General features: G+C 46.7%; 13 protein-coding genes. 6 read left to right on the top strand and 7 right to left on the bottom strand.

The features are described 5' to 3' along the window. Positions 1-41 precede the first annotated feature (41 nt). The 7 genes from AB4K05_RS20925 to AB4K05_RS20895 all read right to left on the bottom strand — a co-directional run bounded on the left by AB4K05_RS20925 (position 42) and on the right by AB4K05_RS20895 (position 8,876). On the bottom strand, positions 42-1,619 hold the full coding sequence (locus tag AB4K05_RS20925; RefSeq protein WP_094760986.1) for a sulfatase-like hydrolase/transferase: 1,578 nt from the start codon (positions 1,617-1,619) through the stop codon (positions 42-44). Between the two features lie 655 nt (positions 1,620-2,274). Continuing rightward, positions 2,275-2,808 carry a hypothetical protein gene (locus AB4K05_RS20920; RefSeq protein WP_094760987.1) on the bottom strand — a complete coding sequence of 178 codons (534 nt, stop codon included), beginning with the start codon at positions 2,806-2,808 and terminating at the stop codon, positions 2,275-2,277. A gap of 260 nt (positions 2,809-3,068) precedes the next feature. Further along, on the bottom strand, positions 3,069-3,656 hold the full coding sequence (locus AB4K05_RS20915) for a hypothetical protein (RefSeq protein ID WP_094760988.1): 588 nt from the start codon (positions 3,654-3,656) through the stop codon (positions 3,069-3,071). A 646-nt stretch (positions 3,657-4,302) separates the two neighbouring features. Continuing rightward, entirely contained in the window at positions 4,303-4,443 is a 141-nt protein-coding gene (locus AB4K05_RS20910) for a hypothetical protein (protein WP_181629285.1), read from the bottom strand. Positions 4,444-4,730: 287 nt separating this feature from the next. Continuing rightward, the gene (locus AB4K05_RS20905; protein ID WP_248890660.1) at positions 4,731-5,963 is read right to left on the bottom strand and encodes an RNA-binding domain-containing protein; all 1,233 of its coding nucleotides are present in this window, start codon (positions 5,961-5,963) and stop codon (positions 4,731-4,733) included. Positions 5,964-5,983: 20 nt separating this feature from the next. Further along, positions 5,984-8,635, bottom strand: coding sequence for a TrlF family AAA-like ATPase (locus tag AB4K05_RS20900; RefSeq protein WP_094760990.1), 2,652 nt, complete (start codon positions 8,633-8,635; stop codon positions 5,984-5,986). Between the two features lie 52 nt (positions 8,636-8,687). After that, the gene (locus AB4K05_RS20895; RefSeq protein ID WP_171862386.1) at positions 8,688-8,876 is read right to left on the bottom strand and encodes a hypothetical protein; all 189 of its coding nucleotides are present in this window, start codon (positions 8,874-8,876) and stop codon (positions 8,688-8,690) included. 270 nt (positions 8,877-9,146) lie between these two features. Between AB4K05_RS20895 and AB4K05_RS20890 the strand changes: the two genes are divergently transcribed. From AB4K05_RS20890 to AB4K05_RS20865, 6 genes are all read left to right on the top strand, one after another. Continuing rightward, entirely contained in the window at positions 9,147-9,746 is a 600-nt protein-coding gene (locus AB4K05_RS20890; RefSeq protein ID WP_094760991.1) for a DUF1819 family protein, read from the top strand. Further along, a complete protein-coding gene (locus AB4K05_RS20885) occupies positions 9,743-10,357 on the top strand; it encodes a DUF1788 domain-containing protein (RefSeq protein WP_001201808.1) in 615 nt (204 codons plus the stop codon). The genes AB4K05_RS20890 and AB4K05_RS20885 overlap by 4 nt, the downstream gene beginning before the upstream one ends. Positions 10,358-10,458: 101 nt before the next feature. Then, complete coding sequence (brxC, locus tag AB4K05_RS20880) at positions 10,459-14,181, top strand: BREX system P-loop protein BrxC (RefSeq protein WP_223374968.1); 3,723 nt, start codon at positions 10,459-10,461, stop codon at positions 14,179-14,181. A 101-nt stretch (positions 14,182-14,282) separates the two neighbouring features. After that, on the top strand, positions 14,283-16,037 hold the full coding sequence (locus AB4K05_RS20875) for a DUF262 domain-containing protein (protein ID WP_079805578.1): 1,755 nt from the start codon (positions 14,283-14,285) through the stop codon (positions 16,035-16,037). Positions 16,038-16,123: 86 nt separating this feature from the next. Continuing rightward, positions 16,124-18,058 (top strand): BREX-1 system adenine-specific DNA-methyltransferase PglX, encoded by a 1,935-nt coding sequence (pglX, locus tag AB4K05_RS20870; RefSeq protein WP_023280806.1) that lies wholly within the window; start codon positions 16,124-16,126, stop codon positions 18,056-18,058. 22 nt (positions 18,059-18,080) lie between these two features. Next, positions 18,081-18,545, top strand: coding sequence for a hypothetical protein (locus AB4K05_RS20865; RefSeq protein ID WP_137675670.1), 465 nt, complete (start codon positions 18,081-18,083; stop codon positions 18,543-18,545). The last annotated feature ends 5 nt before the right edge of the window (positions 18,546-18,550 follow it).

Raw genomic sequence — 18,550 nt, 5'->3', positions numbered from 1 at the left:
GATGGTTAGCTGTGTTTTGCTGGCCGCATCGTCATCGCGATTCAAAGCACCGGAAGCGCCTCCCAGTCAAACACATGCCCGGTCGTATCCATCACGTCGGCGTGGCCGCTGTGATGTTGCAGGTAATCGCGTATCGACTCCGGCTGTTCCCCCTGCCGGGTGATCCCCATCCATTCTTCCATTAGCCGGTTGTTGTTTACCGTAGACCAGAGCGGCTGTTGGTTACCAGTTATCGAATCCTGAGTGGCTACCTGTGGGCTGAACCAGAAGAACATCGGCACCTGAATAGCCTCGTGCGGCGGGTGAGTCCCTGCGTGGTGATACATCACATCTCCCACGGGATCGCGCACCAGTGCGTGATCGGAGAAATAGAGCACGGAGGCGTGTTTATCCTGCAAAAGCCGGAAGACCTGACCCATCAGCGCATCAGTGAAATGCACCGAATTGTCATAGCAGCCATCCGGGTTATTCGCGTCCGGGAAAACAGCAGCGTTATGCGGATAGCGGTCGCAGGCGTTTTCATGGCTACCGTAAAGATGCAGCACAATCAGCTTTTTCCCCGGATGCGTCAGCGCATCACGTAAGAGCGGCACCAGTGCATCATCATAGCCCTGATCCACCCATTGCTGGTGGTGAGCCAGTGAAGCGATGGCGGTAATAATATTGTTGTGCGCACCGCCGGTCCCCTGACGACTGAACCACCAGGTATCAAAGCCTGCCTGATTTGCCACGCTGATAATATTATCCCGGTAATGCTGAAAATCATGGTGTGAAGGCGTATCGCCAGTCAGCGCCAGCGGCACTGCCATAATCGTGACGGGCGCACCGCTGGCTGCATGGCGAAACAGCAGCAGATGGTTACGCTGTGCCTCCAGTTCGGGTGTCGTCTCTCGTCCATATCCGTAAATATGCATATTCGCAGTACGCTCCGACTCACCAATAATCAGCACGTAGGTATCAATGCCGGTATCGCGGGTGGTCGGTGCGTACTGTGGTGGATTCGCGGTGACGGAGGTAATGATCTGACTGTCCTGCCAGACCTGTAAAAATACATTGGCATTGCTCACTGGCGTGGCAGCCAGCACCCGCTGTAACGGGCTCTGAAGATTATTGCTGCGCAACTGATGGATCACGGCCTGAATACTGAACCCGGCCAGCAGCAGAAAAAGCAGTAAAACCGGGGTCTGACGAAAACGGTTTGTCAGGTGGGGTGTTCTGATGACGCTCAGTAGCAGAATTGCCAGCGCTATAATAAACAGTATCACGTAGCGGAAATAAAGCCCCAGCATGGACAGCGATTCATCCACGTTGGAATCCAGAACGCTCTGTGCAAATCCATAGCTGAATGCCGAATGAAAGCTGAGCCAGGCCCAGCCGGTCAGGGTGATATCCAGTGCAATCAGCGCCAGCACAGGCAACGCAATACCGTAGCGCCAGCGCTTACTGACGAGCTGAGAGAGACTCAACATTATCAGAACAAAGACCAGCGCCCGGTCAAAAACAACATGGACTGGTGCTATCAGAATATTGGCGAGAACCACCAATAGCGTGGCGATAATTAACGTGGACCAGCGGGAAATACAGGCGACAGAAACAGGCCGTAGCCGGATTTTAGACATAGCTTACCCTACCCGTAATTACAGGTTATTTTTCAGCAGAATGCTGCGGTTAGAAGGCTGGCGCTGCCAGCGCCGCTATTGAGGAGAACGCAATGCGGCCTTCATTCATGAGCCCCTGTTGGCGGGGAATGTAGGCATGTATCCCGATATCTTCGTTTAGCACCACGAGTTATGAATATAACCATGCCGGAGATATGGATTATGCGGAACGGATGCTGGCAGATGTTCACGAGAAAGTCAGATCGTTTTCACAGATCAATTTTTCGATATTGATCGTTTTCACCGATCAGGCGTGAATTCCGGGGATATTTCTCTGAATATTTTTAAGTTCAATCAATAAATGACCAATTTTCTATCGCTGAGTTATGACGCTGGTATCAGTAAGTTAGTCTGAATTATGGTGATGACATAACCAGCCATTAGGCTGGCGTACAGTGCGGTGATTTTCAGTGGGTGAGTAGAGGTATATAAACGATTAGCACAACAGCATTCTGGCCGGTGAGATACTGTGATTAGGGTTAACGGGTGATACGGTAGTATATACCGGTTCGGGGCATCATTGGCTGGCAGACGAATTCTCCGGTAAAAACAGAACCAGCATCAGAGTGAATTTAATAAACTCTGATGCTGTTCGTTCGGCGATATTGCGAGCAGTTTACATTTTTAGATTAAAGGTATTAGTCGCACTGTCTTTAGATACGTTATAACCTTTAGAAAAATAGTGCGTCTGAATATCCTGCGCCATAGCATCGGCCCCAATATTGCTGTTAACACATTGGGCTGTATATGTCTGCTGCCCATCAATAACCATGGTGTAAGACCCGTTTTGACGACCATCTTTCAGATTGTAGCCGGATTCAAGTATTGCATAACCAACCTTGTTGCCATCATTGAATTTGAACCACAGCTCGGATTCGACATACGGCAAAGCACCCGAATGCATGGTCAGGTTATATACCGTTAACAATCTATTGCCATCGAGCTGATCGTCATTCGGATATTCCCATGACTGATGGGTTTGATCATTAACGTAGCCATACCAGACCACGCCATTTTGAGCGTAAGCAGTAACCTGCTGATGGTCATCAAGGTCGCACAGAAATACCTGATGCATATCGCCAGCGTGCGCCGTTGCAGTCGCCAGGATAGCCGCTGCGATAACAGCTTGAATGGTTTTGGTTGTTACCATGAATATCCTCCTTAATTAGTTGTAATTGTTATACCATAGGCAATGTCATCGGTTTGGTTAATTCTGGCATTCCACGCTTGCCGATAATATTTCTGCCTATGCTTTATTGCTCCATGATGTACTTCGTTCACATCCAATTTAGTGGTGGAAAAATCGGTTCTTAATTAAATACTCAGCAGAGCCACTCTGCGGTTTTTTTATTAATTAAAACATAGCCGGACGCTACATAAAAAATGTGCTGTATGCAGATATCTGGATTATCAGAAAGATGGAAGATGCACTTTCTCACCATCCTTGTAGCTAATGTAATCCATCGTGAACCCTGGCTTCAGTTGCTCCGACTTAATGAGGTAACGCAGCTCCCACGCAAAATAGACATCGTTCTTACACATCATCCTGCTGACTAATTTATTGTCATCGTAATACTCAATCATTCCGCGTCCAGTTTTCCAGTTCGGATTATCATTAGTATGAAGCTGGTGAATAGCAGTAGTATCCAGCGTGACTTTCATCTCCCCCTTTTTACTGTCACCGCCCCCCATGAATGAAACGGAAATACGGTCGCGGTACCCGTAACGCTCATCATTTCCGTAACGCGCGTCGATGTGGAGCAATTTATTATCCGGTTTTTCCGGGTACCGAAAGTTCCAGGTGGTTCCTTTATCTTTGTTATGAATGTCTACGTTGTACTGGAGGAAACCATTCCGATTGGTCATTCGGAAATAGTCGCCATTGTCTAACTGGCATTCAAAAATTTCGTATTGTCGGTTAAGTGCATCAGTGACATCGGTATAAGCGCTGGCGTTAGTTGCCACCAATGCGATTGCTGAAAGTACGTATTTAAACATAACAGAGTTCCTTGAAAAACGGCAGCAGGCCTTGGTTACGTTCTCCGACCTGCAATTAGGGAATAAAAAACGTTCCCGAAAAACCTGTCGGTAAAAAAGATGGTGTGACTGGCAATCTATGCAACCCTGAAGGATAACGGTTGCGGAGTAATAAGTTGCTTTATTATCGGGCAGAGAACGCTGGTGAGGCAACAGGTTTCTTAGTGCTGGTTACTACTAAATAGCTGCGTCTAATACCGCTACACCTGCCAGTTACTGACATATGGCTGGTTGCGTGCGAGCAACGCATTTCAGGCCCGATTCGGTGCGGTCAGGCAGAGGAAACGGCCCCAAAGCCTTGCCCTGCAAGCGCCAGACGAAAGCGGAGCACTATTCCGCGCAGCTATTTAGCCAACTGAAACAAACGCAAATAGTATCGTGTTGCATCACAGGAACCGCTTCCCATAAGAGTCTTGTCTCTCTGCTTCTCTGGAGGGCCTTCAACTGTATCGACTATGCCACACCGTGATTTAGAGGTTTATACTCTAGCTATCAAATGTTAACATACAAGTATGGCAAGTATATTCGTCGAAGATCTCACCATCCAGACTGCCGCCTGCCGTTGCTCCCAGCGCGACCCCGCTCCCCATACCCACCAGAAATCCAATCACACCACCGGCAATTGTCCCGACACCCGGTATGATTGAGCCTGCCGCCGCACCGAGCGCTGCACCTTCAGTGCCACCAGATATACCCGCAACGCCACCAGCGATCGCTCCAATGCCACCTCCAATTTTTCTACCGACATTTCGTTTCTGTGTGTTGGTTGAACCGCAATGTGGACAAATCATTTTTATCTCCTGAGGCAATTAAAATAAAACCCGCTTGAAGGTGATTCACAGCGAGCCGTAAGATGTTGTCATGGAGATAATATCTATCTTAAAATAGTTTAGTCATAAAATTACCTTAATTGATTTTTTATATTCAGTATAAATTTTATATTTGAAAATATAGAATAACTACAATTTAGAAATTATATCCCAACATTACTGAAATATTCTTACATTCGGAATAAACAATAATGCTGGGCCAATATCAAGGAGATGGTGAACGGTAAAGAACCGTCTTCAGATAATCATCCGTTGCGGTAAACTCCGGTGCTTGTCCACTCAAAGCCTGCGTCAGAGGGATAATTTTTGTCCTGACCCCCATTCCCCTGAAATCAACGTAACCATAGTCGCGCAAGACTTCCATGATAATCGTATTACGCGGCGAGCGCTGGCCTGCCACCATCTTCTCAACCGACATAGATTTATTCAGCGCACCGGGGCTAATAACCTCGAATCGGTTATTATATAAGCCGATTTCAATCTCAACAAAGCGTGTCCAGTCACGATGCGCCAGGGCATTTACAACGGTTTCACGAACAGCTTCTAACGGATAATACCAAGTGGTTTCCCGACGCAAGTTCGTATCAGGTTGAGAGGCCTCAGAAGTAATAAATGGCATGATGGTTGACATCAAACGCTCAATTAATCCTCCATCGATCAACGCTCTCCCAGCCTCTTCGGTATCAAAACGTCCCACCATTGGGCCATCCAGAATATCATCCAACAACGGCTGATATTCTTTGTCTTCACTGGCAAAGGCAAAGACACGGATACCCGATTGACGTAAATACTGGCGTGGATATTTACCAAAAAGAACTAACCCGGCAATCGTACAGCAAACATTTTCACCCGCTTGCGTCAGAAAGCTCAACCCCAGCAACCGTTGTTGCCATTGTTCCGGTGTCTCCGGAATATCTGGGTCATGCAAAATATCGCGCAGATAATTCAATAAGCGGGCTTCATCCAGGCAGGTAATATCTGTTCTCGGAACGGGCATCACCTCGGTATGTAACATACCGCCAATTTCGAACAAACGCATTTGCTGCTCGCGAGTCGCCAATCTGGACGTGGACCCCACGCGAATGAAGATTTCTTCCCTCCCCTGATGGCGCACGACATAAGGTTTAGAAATTCCTTGAGGAAAGCTCACGATAGCCACCGTAAGAGAATCATCCATTCGGACTTCTTCATAGAACGGCAAAAGCATTGGGTGAATTTTATCCTGCATTACATTCATCACCCACTCTTCCAGGTTCTGACGATGAATACCAGAAATGGTGCCATCATCCTCAACACCTAGCAGGACGCATCCTCCCTGGAAGTTAGCCATGGCAACAACTTCTTTCGCCAGTTGCTCCGGGCGGATATCATCACGCTTAAACTCCACTCCGGAGCTTTCTCCGTTGGCAATGATCTCCAGTAACTCGCTTTTAAGCATGGCTGACTCTCGCTTTTCTGTTATTTAAACCCATATTTTTCCCGGCGTTGATTAAAGGCACTTTGACCACCTTCGAGAATATTCGCCGCCAGGCGTTGGATCTCCGGCAAATCAATAGCCCCCTGCTGCTCAGGAAGAATACGACCTTTACCCTCTTCCACGCTCAATACACCAATCCACTCAGCATCACCGAACACCGGTATGTTAGCGTTATGCGTGGCAAATAAAAACTGCCGGGAGAGCTTCGCCTTGCGCAGCTCTGTCACTATACGCTCTGCAATAAATGCGTTATCCAGGTTATCTTCTGGCTGATCGAGGATCAGTGGGTCTTGATTTTCCAACAACAATAAATGCAAGACAGCAGTACACTGTTGCCCGGTAGAGAGTTCATCAATATGACGCCAGAGAACACCGCCACCGTCATGCATGACATTCAGCTCAATTTGCATCGTATCCGGTAGTGATAATGCTTCCAGTTCCAGAAGCTGTTTTTCGCTCAAACGTAGCAAAGCCTGGGCGACGGTTGGTGTGATTCCCCACCCGGCATTATGTAAGGCCTGTTCACCAAGACGGATATTCTCAACCAGATTTTCCGGTGTAAAATCATGCTCCAGAACCCAGGCAAGCCGCCGTGGACCAACCCCTTCCAGATTACATTGCTCCAGAAAATGCAACAGAGGTTGACGATCGCCTTCTGGCTGCAAATTGAGCCGCACTTTTTCATCTAGTTTTCTGTTCAGGCGTTTGACTGATTTCGCCAACGCAGCGGAACGTTGAGAACGAGCCTGGATAAGCTCCAGAAGTAATCTTTTTCGCTGCTGGTATAGCTCATCAAGTTGTTTCTGCCGGTTCTCCAGAGCCGTTGCTTTAGGACGAATAGAAGCAATCTGGCGTAACAACGTTTGATAATCTGCACCTATCTGTCGCCCGCTTTTTCCCTGGCTGGCCGGGATATCTTTAAAGGCCTTTTCAAGTTGAGCTTCTTCTGCACCGATTAAACTTGATAGCTCGCTTTGTAAAGGAGTAAGTTCTGCTGATGAACGCTGAACAACCTCATCCAGTTGCTGAACCAGTACCGCCGTCTGCTCCTGCACCCGCTGGAGCACATCACGCTGTTGGAGAAGAAGAGACTGATGCGGCAGAACATTTATCACCGCATCGCTGAGATAAGCAAGATCGGGGAGGCTATCTTTTAACGTCAGAAGAGCATCTTGCACTCTGGACAATTCTTCCTGATGGCGTGAGCTAAGCTGCTTTTCTTTTTCCAGCAAGGGAACGATTTTGAGTTTTTCATCCAGACCAAGTTGTTTAAATTGTTCTGCCTGCTCCAGTAATTTCGGCAGCCGTGCAACTTCAAGTTCCGCCTCCGCCTTTTGCTCCAGAGCACTAAGGATAGTTAGGCGGCTATCTCCGAGACGAGCCAACGCTTTGTTGATAATCACATCAAACTGGTTGTGATCACCTTCCAAAAACCTCTCCACTAAATGATTGCGACTCTGCGCATCACGGGTCATTTCGTAAATTTCGTTCTGCCCGTACAACTCCAGCCCAGGAAGTAAATCATCCGGAGAATAAGGCGAAACATTACCTTCACTGTCCGTTACGATGGATTGTCCACCAAATTTGCGGCTAATGGTAAATGCACGCCCCTGCATTGCAGCAGAGCGGACATTCAGTTGGACCAACGCACCATTCCCCAAGTTACTCTTAATAATTGCGCTGTGCTGCTTTTGTGCCGAATCGCCAAAAGGCTGCTTACCAAGAGCGAAACGAATAGCCTCCAGCAAAGTCGATTTACCTGTCCCACGACCGCCAATAACAGCATTAAGGTGGTCGGAAAAAGTAATATCGGTCTCATCCAGATATCCACCAATAAAACGGATATTTTCAATTGCCGAAGCATAGCTATGCGGCTTATCTGCATTCAGACGTACCCGTGATTCAGGATCTAAAAATGCCTGTTTAAATGAGCTAAAACATGGCCTGGTCATTTTTATCAAGCAAGATGCTCCTGCCGTTTTAATTTCTTCAGGCTGAGCAACATCTGCTGCGTTGATAATGGCAATAGGCCGCTCACGACGATAATCAGGAAGTTTGTTCAGGATGGCTTTCCGGTAAAAATCATCCTCAACCCCTTTTAAGTCATCAACCGTTCCAGGAATCTGCGCCGCCAACAATGCACTTTCTTTCCATATATGGTTCATACGGCATTTCAGTACACCATTATCATTGGTGCTATGCGCTGCAAAAATAAATCCGTCCAGATCATCTACTTTTTCAATGATCTGCACAGCACTGAGCTTTGATGGGGAAATACAGTCTTCGGGATCTTCATATCCCAAATTACTCAAATAACGTTCCAGCTCTTGCACTGTCCGATTTTCATCAAACAAACAAACGAAGTGAATTTTCTCGCTGGAGCAAATCTCAAAACCAGGAAAAACGACAATACCATGTTCATTAAAGAGCTGACGAAGTCTGTCCACCGCATCCACAGCACCATGATCAGCAATACCAACAACCTGAACCCCAGCCTCAAGACAGGCCTCCAGAAGCTGCTGGTTGTAGACCTCTTCGCTGAGTGATTCTTTCCCGCGATACTTGTTATAGCCCGCAGGGTTTACCTGCAAAGCGCACTTAAAAAACTCAGCTTTAGTCCAGTTCACAGACATCGTCAGGCTCCTTATCTTTCTGGCGGTTCACTACTCGTAGCAAATAATACGCTTAAAAACCCTGCATACCGTTGATAAATGTATCAATCACACCACGCACGCGCTCATATACTCGCGCCCGAACGCTTTTGCGCTCCAGAATCTTAGGCGTCCAGGCCAGGGTTTCAGCCACCTCATCTTCACGCGGCATCACGTCGGTAAACAAATAGTTACTCTTCAAACAATGCGACGATCGTGCCATGTGGTGATCTTCCCCATGCACTTCAGGGAGGAAAGGTGCTTCTCAAGCTCATTACGCAGTGCTTCATCTACATGAGAGTAAGAAAAAAACAAGAGTTGTCATAATGGTAAGTTGCTCCAGAGCCGTAACCGTCATTATGGCTATTTTACCTCTGAAACGGAAAAAATCACGGTGGTCGATAGCAAAGGCAAAATGTGTTTTGTCATAAGGCCATATGTCTCAATTTCGCGTATCATAACGGAGTTTTTAAACCCTGACCGTGGAGCCATTATGACCGCCAAAGAATATCTGGGTGACATCATTGGTGGCAGCCTGATGTTGCGTGAGAGCAGAGTCATCGCGGAGCTGCTGATATCCTCACCAAATGATGATCAATGGCATAATGCTATTGTAAATGACAATGTGCTGCAGAAGACCTCAGTGCACAGTGTTAAACGCATGGCTTCAACCCTGCGTAAAAGAATTCAACCGATGGGTGAGGCATTCTGGAGTGAGCTACTAAAGGCCCCTGATGATGCAGCCAGACAAATGTTGCTAATGGCGACCATGTGCCAATCCCCAGTGCTGACCGATTTCATGGCAACGACACTGTCTGATGCCCGACAGATGTTTCGTGAATCATTGCGCAGCGAAGACTGGCAGGAATTTATTCTATCCCGCCAGCGTGCCATTGTCGGCTTGGATCAATATTCCGAAAGCTCAATCCAGAAAATGGGCAACAATGTATTTAAAATCCTCGCAGATAGCGGGTATCTGGAATCAGGCCGCAGTAAAAAGCTGAAAAATGTCTTCCTACTACCCCAGATAAGAGAGTGGGCAAACAGTCTCGACTGCCAAAAAGTCTACGATGTGATGGAGACAGTCAGATGAGAGCGAAACTGGACAGTAAGCCGCAATTGTCAGCTCGTCTGGAACAAATCGAAGACCGGCTTAAAAGTGAAGGCTTCCTGAAGAACCAAGAGCTCGGTGGTGAGATCGGTTTTTATATCTTTGATTACCCACCTCAATTTGAACTTACCGTACGGGAGTATCTGAGATTGACTCTGCCTCGCCTAGCTCGGCAGGGGCTGAATTTCGCTCATCTCAATCTGTTCGAAGAGGTACTGGCAATTTTGCAAGAGCGTAAATTGTTAGATAAAGCTTTTGATCTGGAACGCAAAAAAGGTACCGATGAGCTAGCCAAAGCACTTAAAGGACCTCTTGAACAAGGTCGAATTGCTAAGCATCTGATAGATAAAGTGCTTCCGGCCTCGCCTCAATTTGTATTGTTATCAGGTCTTGGCCAATGCTGGCCATTGCTACGTGGTCATAGTTTGCTTAATGCATTACATGCCCATATGGGGGCAATACCATTGGTATTGTTTTATCCGGGCAGTTACAACGGCCTCGAACTTTATCCTTTTGATCTGGACAGCGCAGAAGTGGCAACAGCCAACTACTACCGAGCTTTCCAACTGGTGCCTCACGCATCTAAGTACTGAAATTTAAACTGCTGCCGTAGCTTGTTTTTTGAGAGAATTCAAACCACTAACTTGGCCGCGAAAGAGTCATCACGTTATAGCGAGCAGAAGCGTCTCGCTGTATGATAGAGACGGAATTTTTAATGCAGATAAGAGAGCTGTTTACCAAACAACTGGATCGCCCAATCAATGGTGTGGTGAAAGCCGAGCAGTTGGATGAGCAAATCATCTGGACTGAGCTTGACGAGTATGTGGTGACCCGTGAACTTGACCGCCACCTTCGTCACTTTTTTGAGACCTACCTGCCTGGTGTCAGCCATCCAGATGATCCTAGTGTGGCGGGTAAAATTGGGATTTGGGTATCGGGTTATTTCGGTTCCGGTAAATCTCACTTTATAAAGATCCTCTCTTACCTGCTCGGTAACAAGAAAGCTGTTAACAATGGCCAAACAAAAGCTGCCATCGAGTTTTTCAAAGAGAAAATCAGCGATCCCCTTCTTTACGGTGATATCCACGCTGCAGTTAACCGCAATACTGAAGTAATTCTCTTTAATATCGACAGCCGCGCAGATACTGAAGACAAAGAAGATGCCATTCTCAAAGTTTTCTTGCGCGTCTTCAATGAGCGCCTGGGATATTGCGCTGACCATCCTCATATCGCACATCTGGAACGTGAGTTAGATTCCCGTGGCCAATACGAGCCATTCAAAGCAAAATTTGCTGAACTCACGGGCTCAAGCTGGGAAGAACAGCGTGATGCCTATGGTTTCTGTCGTGATGAAATGGCAAAAGCCTGGGCCTATGCTACCGGCCAGTCAGATGCCTCATCGGTGCAGAGTATGGAAAATCTCGAATCCATGTTTACTCTCGACATTGCCAACTTCTGTAAATGGGTGCGGGAGTATCTCGATCGTAGCGATCCATCTGGTGACAGTAAACGCATGGTCTTTCTGGTAGATGAGGTCGGACAGTTTATCGGCAACAACACCCAGATGATGCTCAAACTGCAGACGATAACAGAAAATATCGGTACCGCTTGTGGAGGCAGAGCTTGGGTAATCGTCACTTCACAAGAAGATATCGATGCCGTACTAGGAGATCTTAGCGCTAAAAAAGGCCAGGACTTCTCCAAGATCCAAGGGCGTTTTCACACAAGGATTTCCCTCTCCTCGTCCAATACCAATGAGGTAATACAGAAACGTCTGCTCGAAAAAAGTGAAGACGCTAAAAACTGCCTGGCAGAATTGTTCAGTCAAAAAGGCGACATTCTTCGCAACCAGTTGACCTTTGATACCAGCACTACAGCTGAGCTTGCTAACTACAGTGATAATGTTGAGTTTGTTGATCACTACCCTTTTATTCCCTATCAGTATCTGCTGGTACAAAAGGTCTTCGAAGCAATCCGCAAAGTGGGGGCTACCGGTAAACATCTCTCCCGTGGTGAACGTTCTCTGCTGGATGCATTCCAGAATGCCGCACGCCAGCAGATGAACAAAGATATCGGTGTATTGGTGCCTTTCCATGCCTTTTATCCGGCAATCGAATCTTTCCTCGATACCAACGTTAAACGCATCTTCGAACAAGCGGCTGAGAAAGCAAGCCTCGATCCTTACGACATTAATATTCTTAAATCGCTGTTTTTAATCCGCTATGTCGATCTGATCAAATCCACCATTGATAATCTGGTCACACTCTCTATTGAAGAAATAGATACCGATAAAGTGGCACTGAAAAGCCGAATCGAAGCCAGTCTACAGCGTCTTGAAAACCAGCTATTGATTGTCAGAAATGGCGATGAATACGTATTCCTGACTAACGAAGAAAAAGAAGTCGAGCAGGAGATCAAACACACTCAGGTTGAAGCAACTGAAGAGAACCGGCAACTGGCCCGGTTGGTGTTTGAAGAGGTAATGGGCAATCGCCGTCAGTATCGCTATCCGGTAAACAAGCAGGATTACCCTCTGACTCGCTTTTGTAACGGTCACTCTATAGACGGCAGCCAACAAACAGATCTGGTGCTCAAAGTCATTTCCCCACTGGATGCCAATTTTGACAGTTATAACGAACAATCCTACAAGGCACTGAGCCAAGAAGGGAATGGTTGTATTCTGGTACGCCTGTCGAGTGAGAAGCGGATCTGGGCTGAATTTGATACTTGGTTGAAAACCGAGAAGTTCCTGGCAGGGATACGAGGTAAACGACCTGAGCAAGAGAAATTGCTGGCAGAAAAAGCACTCGAAAACACCCAGCGTCGCAGCCGTCTGAAATTACTATTCGATGATCTGGTGAAACAAGCACAGATATTCGCACTAGGTAATGAGCTGCAAAGTAAATCGGCTAGTGTCAGCAATATGCTTGATGAAGCTTGTGCCTACGTAATCGAAAACTCATTCCAAAAGCTCTCTTTACTACAAAGCTGTGGTAACAACCCGGTGCAAGAGCTGAAGTCGGTGATCATGGCCGATGACATGGCACAGCTAAATATAAATCTCGGTGAACAAGACCCCAATGCTGCTGCAAAAAAGGAGATTGAACTCTTTTTAAATGTCGCAGATGAAAAAAATCAGCCGGTCTACCTTAAAGAATTGTTAGAGCGATTCAGTGCTCGTCCCTTCGGCTGGAACCGTGACGAAGTAATGCTACAGGTGACTCATCTGGTCTTGCTTGGTAAGGCTGCGCTATCTACACCGAATGGTGATTTGCCCCTCAAACGCAGCTACGAACATTTTACCTCGGTACGTAGCCACAGCACACTGCGTATTCGTCGAGTACGTCAGCATACAGAACAGCAAGTAGCTAAAGCGGCTAAACTGGCGAAAGATATTTTTAATAAACCCTTCGAGAGCAGCGAAAAAGAGCTGGCGAATAAGCTTCTTGACGTACTAGGCGAGTGGCAGCGATTAATTAAAGAATTTGATTTTAAAGCTAAAGATGGGAATTGCCCTGGCAAAAGCACCCTGCTTACCGGCAGTCGATTGATCGCCAGCCTGCTTGAGCTGGGCAACAACAGTTATGCCCTAATCGATGGACTCTGCCAGCAGAGCAACGAATGGCAGGATTTTGCCGAAGATTTTGAAGAAGTCGAGGAGTTTTTCACTCGTCAGTTTGATATCTGGCAACAGTTGCGTCGAGCCCTCAACGATCAATTCAAATCCAATCGCCATGCACTGGAGCAAAACCCAGAAGCGGCTAAAGCATTATCTGCACTGCAGGCTATCTACGATGATAAATCCCCGTATAGCAAACTGCGCCAGGTGGGATCGTTAATTGATCAACTCATCGCCATTAACCTGCAACTGGTAGAACAGAAACGTGCCGCGGCTTTGGAAGCGATCAATGCAACCCAGCAAGGTGTTGCACCGCTGGTTACTGACTTACCAGCTGAGTTACAAAACCAGGCAATGCGTCCCTTTAATCTGTTAAAAGAACGGGTCAGTAACAGCTTATCCTTACATGAGATTGTTAGCCTGCAACAAGAGGCTGATGATGAAGAAGATAAGGTCTTAGAACTGATCAACCGCTACAGCGCCGAACTTCAAGCTCGTCTGGAAGCGGAGCAAGCCGCAGCACGGAAAAAAGCGGCTGAACCGCCTAATAGCGATGCGGGTACTTTGCGAGAACCGGATCCATCAGGCTCGCCAACTACTATTGCGAATAACTCTGCTGCGACAGTGGTTAGCCACAAACCAATACCTAAACCTATCGAACTGGTTTCACCCGCAGAATTACTCGGTGCCAGCCATATCTTTATAGAAACGGAGCAGGATATCGACACCTATCTCGCGACACTTCGCAGCCGTTTACAACAGGCAATAGGTCAGGGTAAAAGAGTGCGGATCAAATAGTGTTGCGCCCAAAAGCAAGGATGTAAAACGCTCGGCCCCTTTTCTCATCAAAAGGGGCGTAAAGAGTGCTTCGAACACAACCATACGGGAAGAGATAAAACATGTACCAAACCGGTGGCACCATCGAAACGCTGCTGAACAAAGTTGAACAGCATGAATATATTTTGCCTGCAATCCAGAGAGAATTTGTCTGGCGGCCAGATCAAATCTGCCAGCTGTTTGACTCTCTACTACAAGGCTACCCGTTTGGTACCTTCCTGTTTTGGAAAATTAAAACTGAGAATCTGCGTCAGTATCAATTTTATGATTTTATGCGTGACTACCACCAGCGTGATCAAGTCCACTGTAAAAAACTAGATATCATCGGTGAAAATGATCGCATCGCGGTTCTAGATGGCCAGCAGCGAATGACAGCACTAAACATCGGGTTACGCGGTTCCTATAGTTGGAAAACTCAGGGTAAATGGTGGTCCAGTGCAGACGCCTTTATCGAACGTCGCCTCTATCTCAATCTTTTTGAATGCACAGACCCTGACAGCGGAACTCGTTATGAGTTCGAGTTCTTGAATGAGGATGAGGCAAGCCACAACGATGAACAACACCATTGGTTTTTAGTCTCCCGTATTCTCGGTATGAATGCCTATGACGTAATGATGTCAGTCATGGAAATGAAAATGCCAGATGAACGCAAACCAGCAGCAGGTAAAGTGATTTCCCGTTTTCATGACATCATTCACAATAAACCTTTGATCAGTTACTACCTGGAAGAAGGTCAGGAGCTATCCAAGGTTCTCAATATCTTTATCCGTATGAATAGTGGCGGAACAACACTCTCCTATTCAGATCTACTGCTCTCCATCGCCGTAACGCAATGGAGCACGCTGGATGCGCGTGATGAGATTCACAAGCTAGTAGATGAAATGAACCAAATAGGTAATGGTTTTTCCTTTAGCAAGGACCTGGTGCTCAAAGCAGGTCTGATGCTGAGTGATATCGGCAGCGTTGGGTTTAAAGTCGAGAACTTTAGCAAAGAGAACATGCGCAAGCTGGAAGATAATTGGGAATGCATCCGTAAAGCTTTACTTCTTGCAGTCAATTTACTCAGCAGTTTCGGCTTCAACAGTTACAATCTGGGAGCAGACAGTGCCCTACTCCCCATAGCCTATTACCTCTACCATCGAGATCTGGATAACCGCTACCTATCCCGTAGCGAGTATGCTGCTGATAGGCAGGGGATCAGAGGTTGGCTAATTCGCTCTATCCTTAAACAATCCGGTATTTGGGGAAGTGGTCTTGATACGCTTCTGGCTAGCTTGCGAAGCAAGATCAAGGAACATGGTCAGCAAGAGTTTCCTTTGATAGAAATATCGATTGCAATGACAGAACGTGGCAAGAGCTTACGCTTTGATGAAGAAGAGCTACAGTCGTTGGTTGAACTCGACTATGGTAACCGTCGAACTTTTGCCTTGCTATCTCTGCTCTTTCCGGGACATGACTTCTCCCATCACTTCCATGTTGATCACATATTCCCTAGAGCCCGCTTTACCAAAAGCCAACTGAAAAAGATAGGGATGACCGATGAAACACAGATTGAAGAGTGGATGATCATGGCTAACCGGCTACCTAACCTACAGTTGTTAGAAGGGGGCCAGAACAATGAAAAACGTGAGAAGTTACCGCATGAATGGTACGAAGTGATGTGGCCGGAGCCAGCTGCCCGTGCCAATCATCTTCACTTACAGGCAATCGACTCACTTCCAGAGACTTTGGCTGGATTTGAGGCGTTCTATCATAAGCGTCGTGAAATATTATTGGCGCGTTTACGTCACCTTCTTAGTGAACCTCTTACGGCATAATTTCTTTTTCAGGTGAGTTACAACTCATCCAACATTGTATTCTGAATGGTGGGATACCGCCCGGATAAACTAATTTGTGAGCCTTAATGAACACTGCCAATTTAAAAAAAATAGCCCCTCGGGCTCGTACAGCATTTATCACAGCGATCAAAGCACGCGCTGCTGAATTTGGAATCACTGCCAAGGGCCATATTGAGCCGGTAATTAGCGGTGAAGTTTTGCAAGTTGCTGGATTTACCCATCCAGCCAGTTGTGCCTCTGCCCTTAAGCGCCTGCAACAACAGCTTGCAAACGATAGCTATGAGACTTTAATAGAGCATGTCGCATACACTTGGTTTAACCGCTTCTGTGCCATCCGCTTTATGGAGCTGAAAAGCGAAGAGGGATATTTAGAACACGGTGTACGTCTGCTATCACACCCTTCTCAGCCACAGGGTTTTGAAGTGTTGGATCGCGCCCCTGAGGTGATCGATTCCCTGATAACAGAAGGTGTGGCTTTGGATAAGCCCGCTCTGTTGGACTTGTTACTGGCAGGTAATGAGCAGGAGACTCTCTTCCGTGAGCTACTTCTCGGCCAATGTCACCGACTGCATCAGGCAATGCCATTTTTGTTTGAAGCCATTGATGATGAAACAGAACTCCTGTTGCCTACAGGCCTTACCCGCACTGATGCCTTCTGGCGCGAACTGGTAGATGAGATCCCAGAACTTGACTGGCAGCAAGTAGAGGTTATCGGCTGGCTTTACCAATTTTACATTAGTGAGAAAAAAGAGCAGGTCATTGGTAAGGTGGTCAAATCCGCAGATATTCCTGCCGCTACTCAGCTGTTCACGCCTAACTGGATAGTACAATATCTGGTGCAAAACTCGGTGGGACGTTACTGGCTGCAAACCTATCCTGAGTCCACACTCAAAAGCACGATGCCCTACTATATCGACCAAGGCGAGCAGGCTTCCGAGGTAGTGGCACAACTGGCTGAACTTACAACCGCCAGCATCGAACCTGAATCAATACGCGTACTCGATCCAGCCTGTGGGTCCGGCCATATTCTGGTGGAAGCCTATAATGTGCTCTATCGAATTTATGAAGAACGCGGTTATCGGAGCCGCGAGATCCCAGTGCTAATACTTAAGAATAACCTCTTTGGACTCGATATCGACGACCGCGCTGCACAGCTGGCGGGTTTTGCTTTGCTAATGCGTGCCCGTCAGGATGATCGTCGTCTGTTTTCTCGTAACAATGGTTGTGATATAGACCTGAATATTTACGCCCTACAGGAAAGTCGACACCTCAACATTCAGAAACTTTGGCAAGCACTTAATCTCAATGCTGATGCGCAGCATGGCCAGACTCAAGATCTACTTACAGTAGCCCAAGCTACAGATGACCCCCGTCTGACGCTTCTAAAAGACCTGCATCAGCGTTTTCTTAATGCCAAAACACTGGGTTCCTTAATTAGTATATCTACTGAACAAGCCTCAGCTATTGAGGAGCTCTATTCCACGATTCAGGAACTCAGCAAAAATGGCGATAATATGCAACGACCTGAATCTAAAAAACTATTACCGCTGCTAGCACAAGCTCGCCTACTAGCTAAACGCTATGATGCGGTGATTGCAAATCCACCGTACATGGGCAGTAAGGGGATGAATGCGGATCTGAAAGAGTTCGCTAAGAAGCAGTTCCCTAATAGCAAGTCAGACCTGTTTGCCATTTTTATCGAACGAAATCTGGATTTAACCAAAGAGTCAGGTGTGGTAGCGATGATCACCATGCAAAGCTGGATGTTCCTTTCTTCATACGAGTCATTGCGTACCCGAATTTTGAATCAACACACTATCCTGAGTATGACCCATCTTGGGGCAAGAGGATTTGATAGTATTGGTGGAGAAGTCGTCTCAACTACTGCATTCGTATTAGGAAATTTTCACCTTTCAAGCTATCAGGGCACTTATCTCCGTTTAGTGGATGGAAACTCTGAAGCAGAAAAAGCAGCCATGTTTAAAGCAGCTATTGCTTAAAGAAATAGGGCTTAAGCAGATAATGTCAAACTCTAACCTCCACAAATTGACTCGCGCCGAGTTAGCCGACATCTATGAAAAATTGGTGCTCTATTACGAGCAGCACCAGGGGCTAACATCTGAACTGTTATCAACCCAGGTTAAAGGATATCGCAAGTTAAAGAGTGGACTTAGTCTACAAATCCAGCCTTTCTCGACTGAAAAAGAGCTGGCGACATCAACCCTACCTACTGCAGATAACAAGCAAAATCTGATCTGGTTCCATAACGCGAAGAGTAACATTTTAAAGAGTATTTTTTACCATCTGCGAAATGCAGCTGCTCATGCCGATATTGAACGAGTTGCAGGAAATCCAATCTGGTATCACATTGAACATCGTTATAAAGGCCAGCTAAAACTCTTCTGTCAAATGAAAAAGACTGACTTCTGGTGCTTTGTTGATACAGCTAAAAATCTGAAAAAAAAAGCAGTAGCAAAACGAAAATAGGGAAA

Origin of the sequence: Kluyvera sp. STS39-E (assembly GCF_040932435.1) — a bacterium.
Classification (GTDB): domain Bacteria; phylum Pseudomonadota; class Gammaproteobacteria; order Enterobacterales; family Enterobacteriaceae; genus Kluyvera.
The sequence above is the reverse complement of the archived record's forward strand: the minus strand, read 5'-3'. Positions and strand labels throughout refer to the sequence as shown.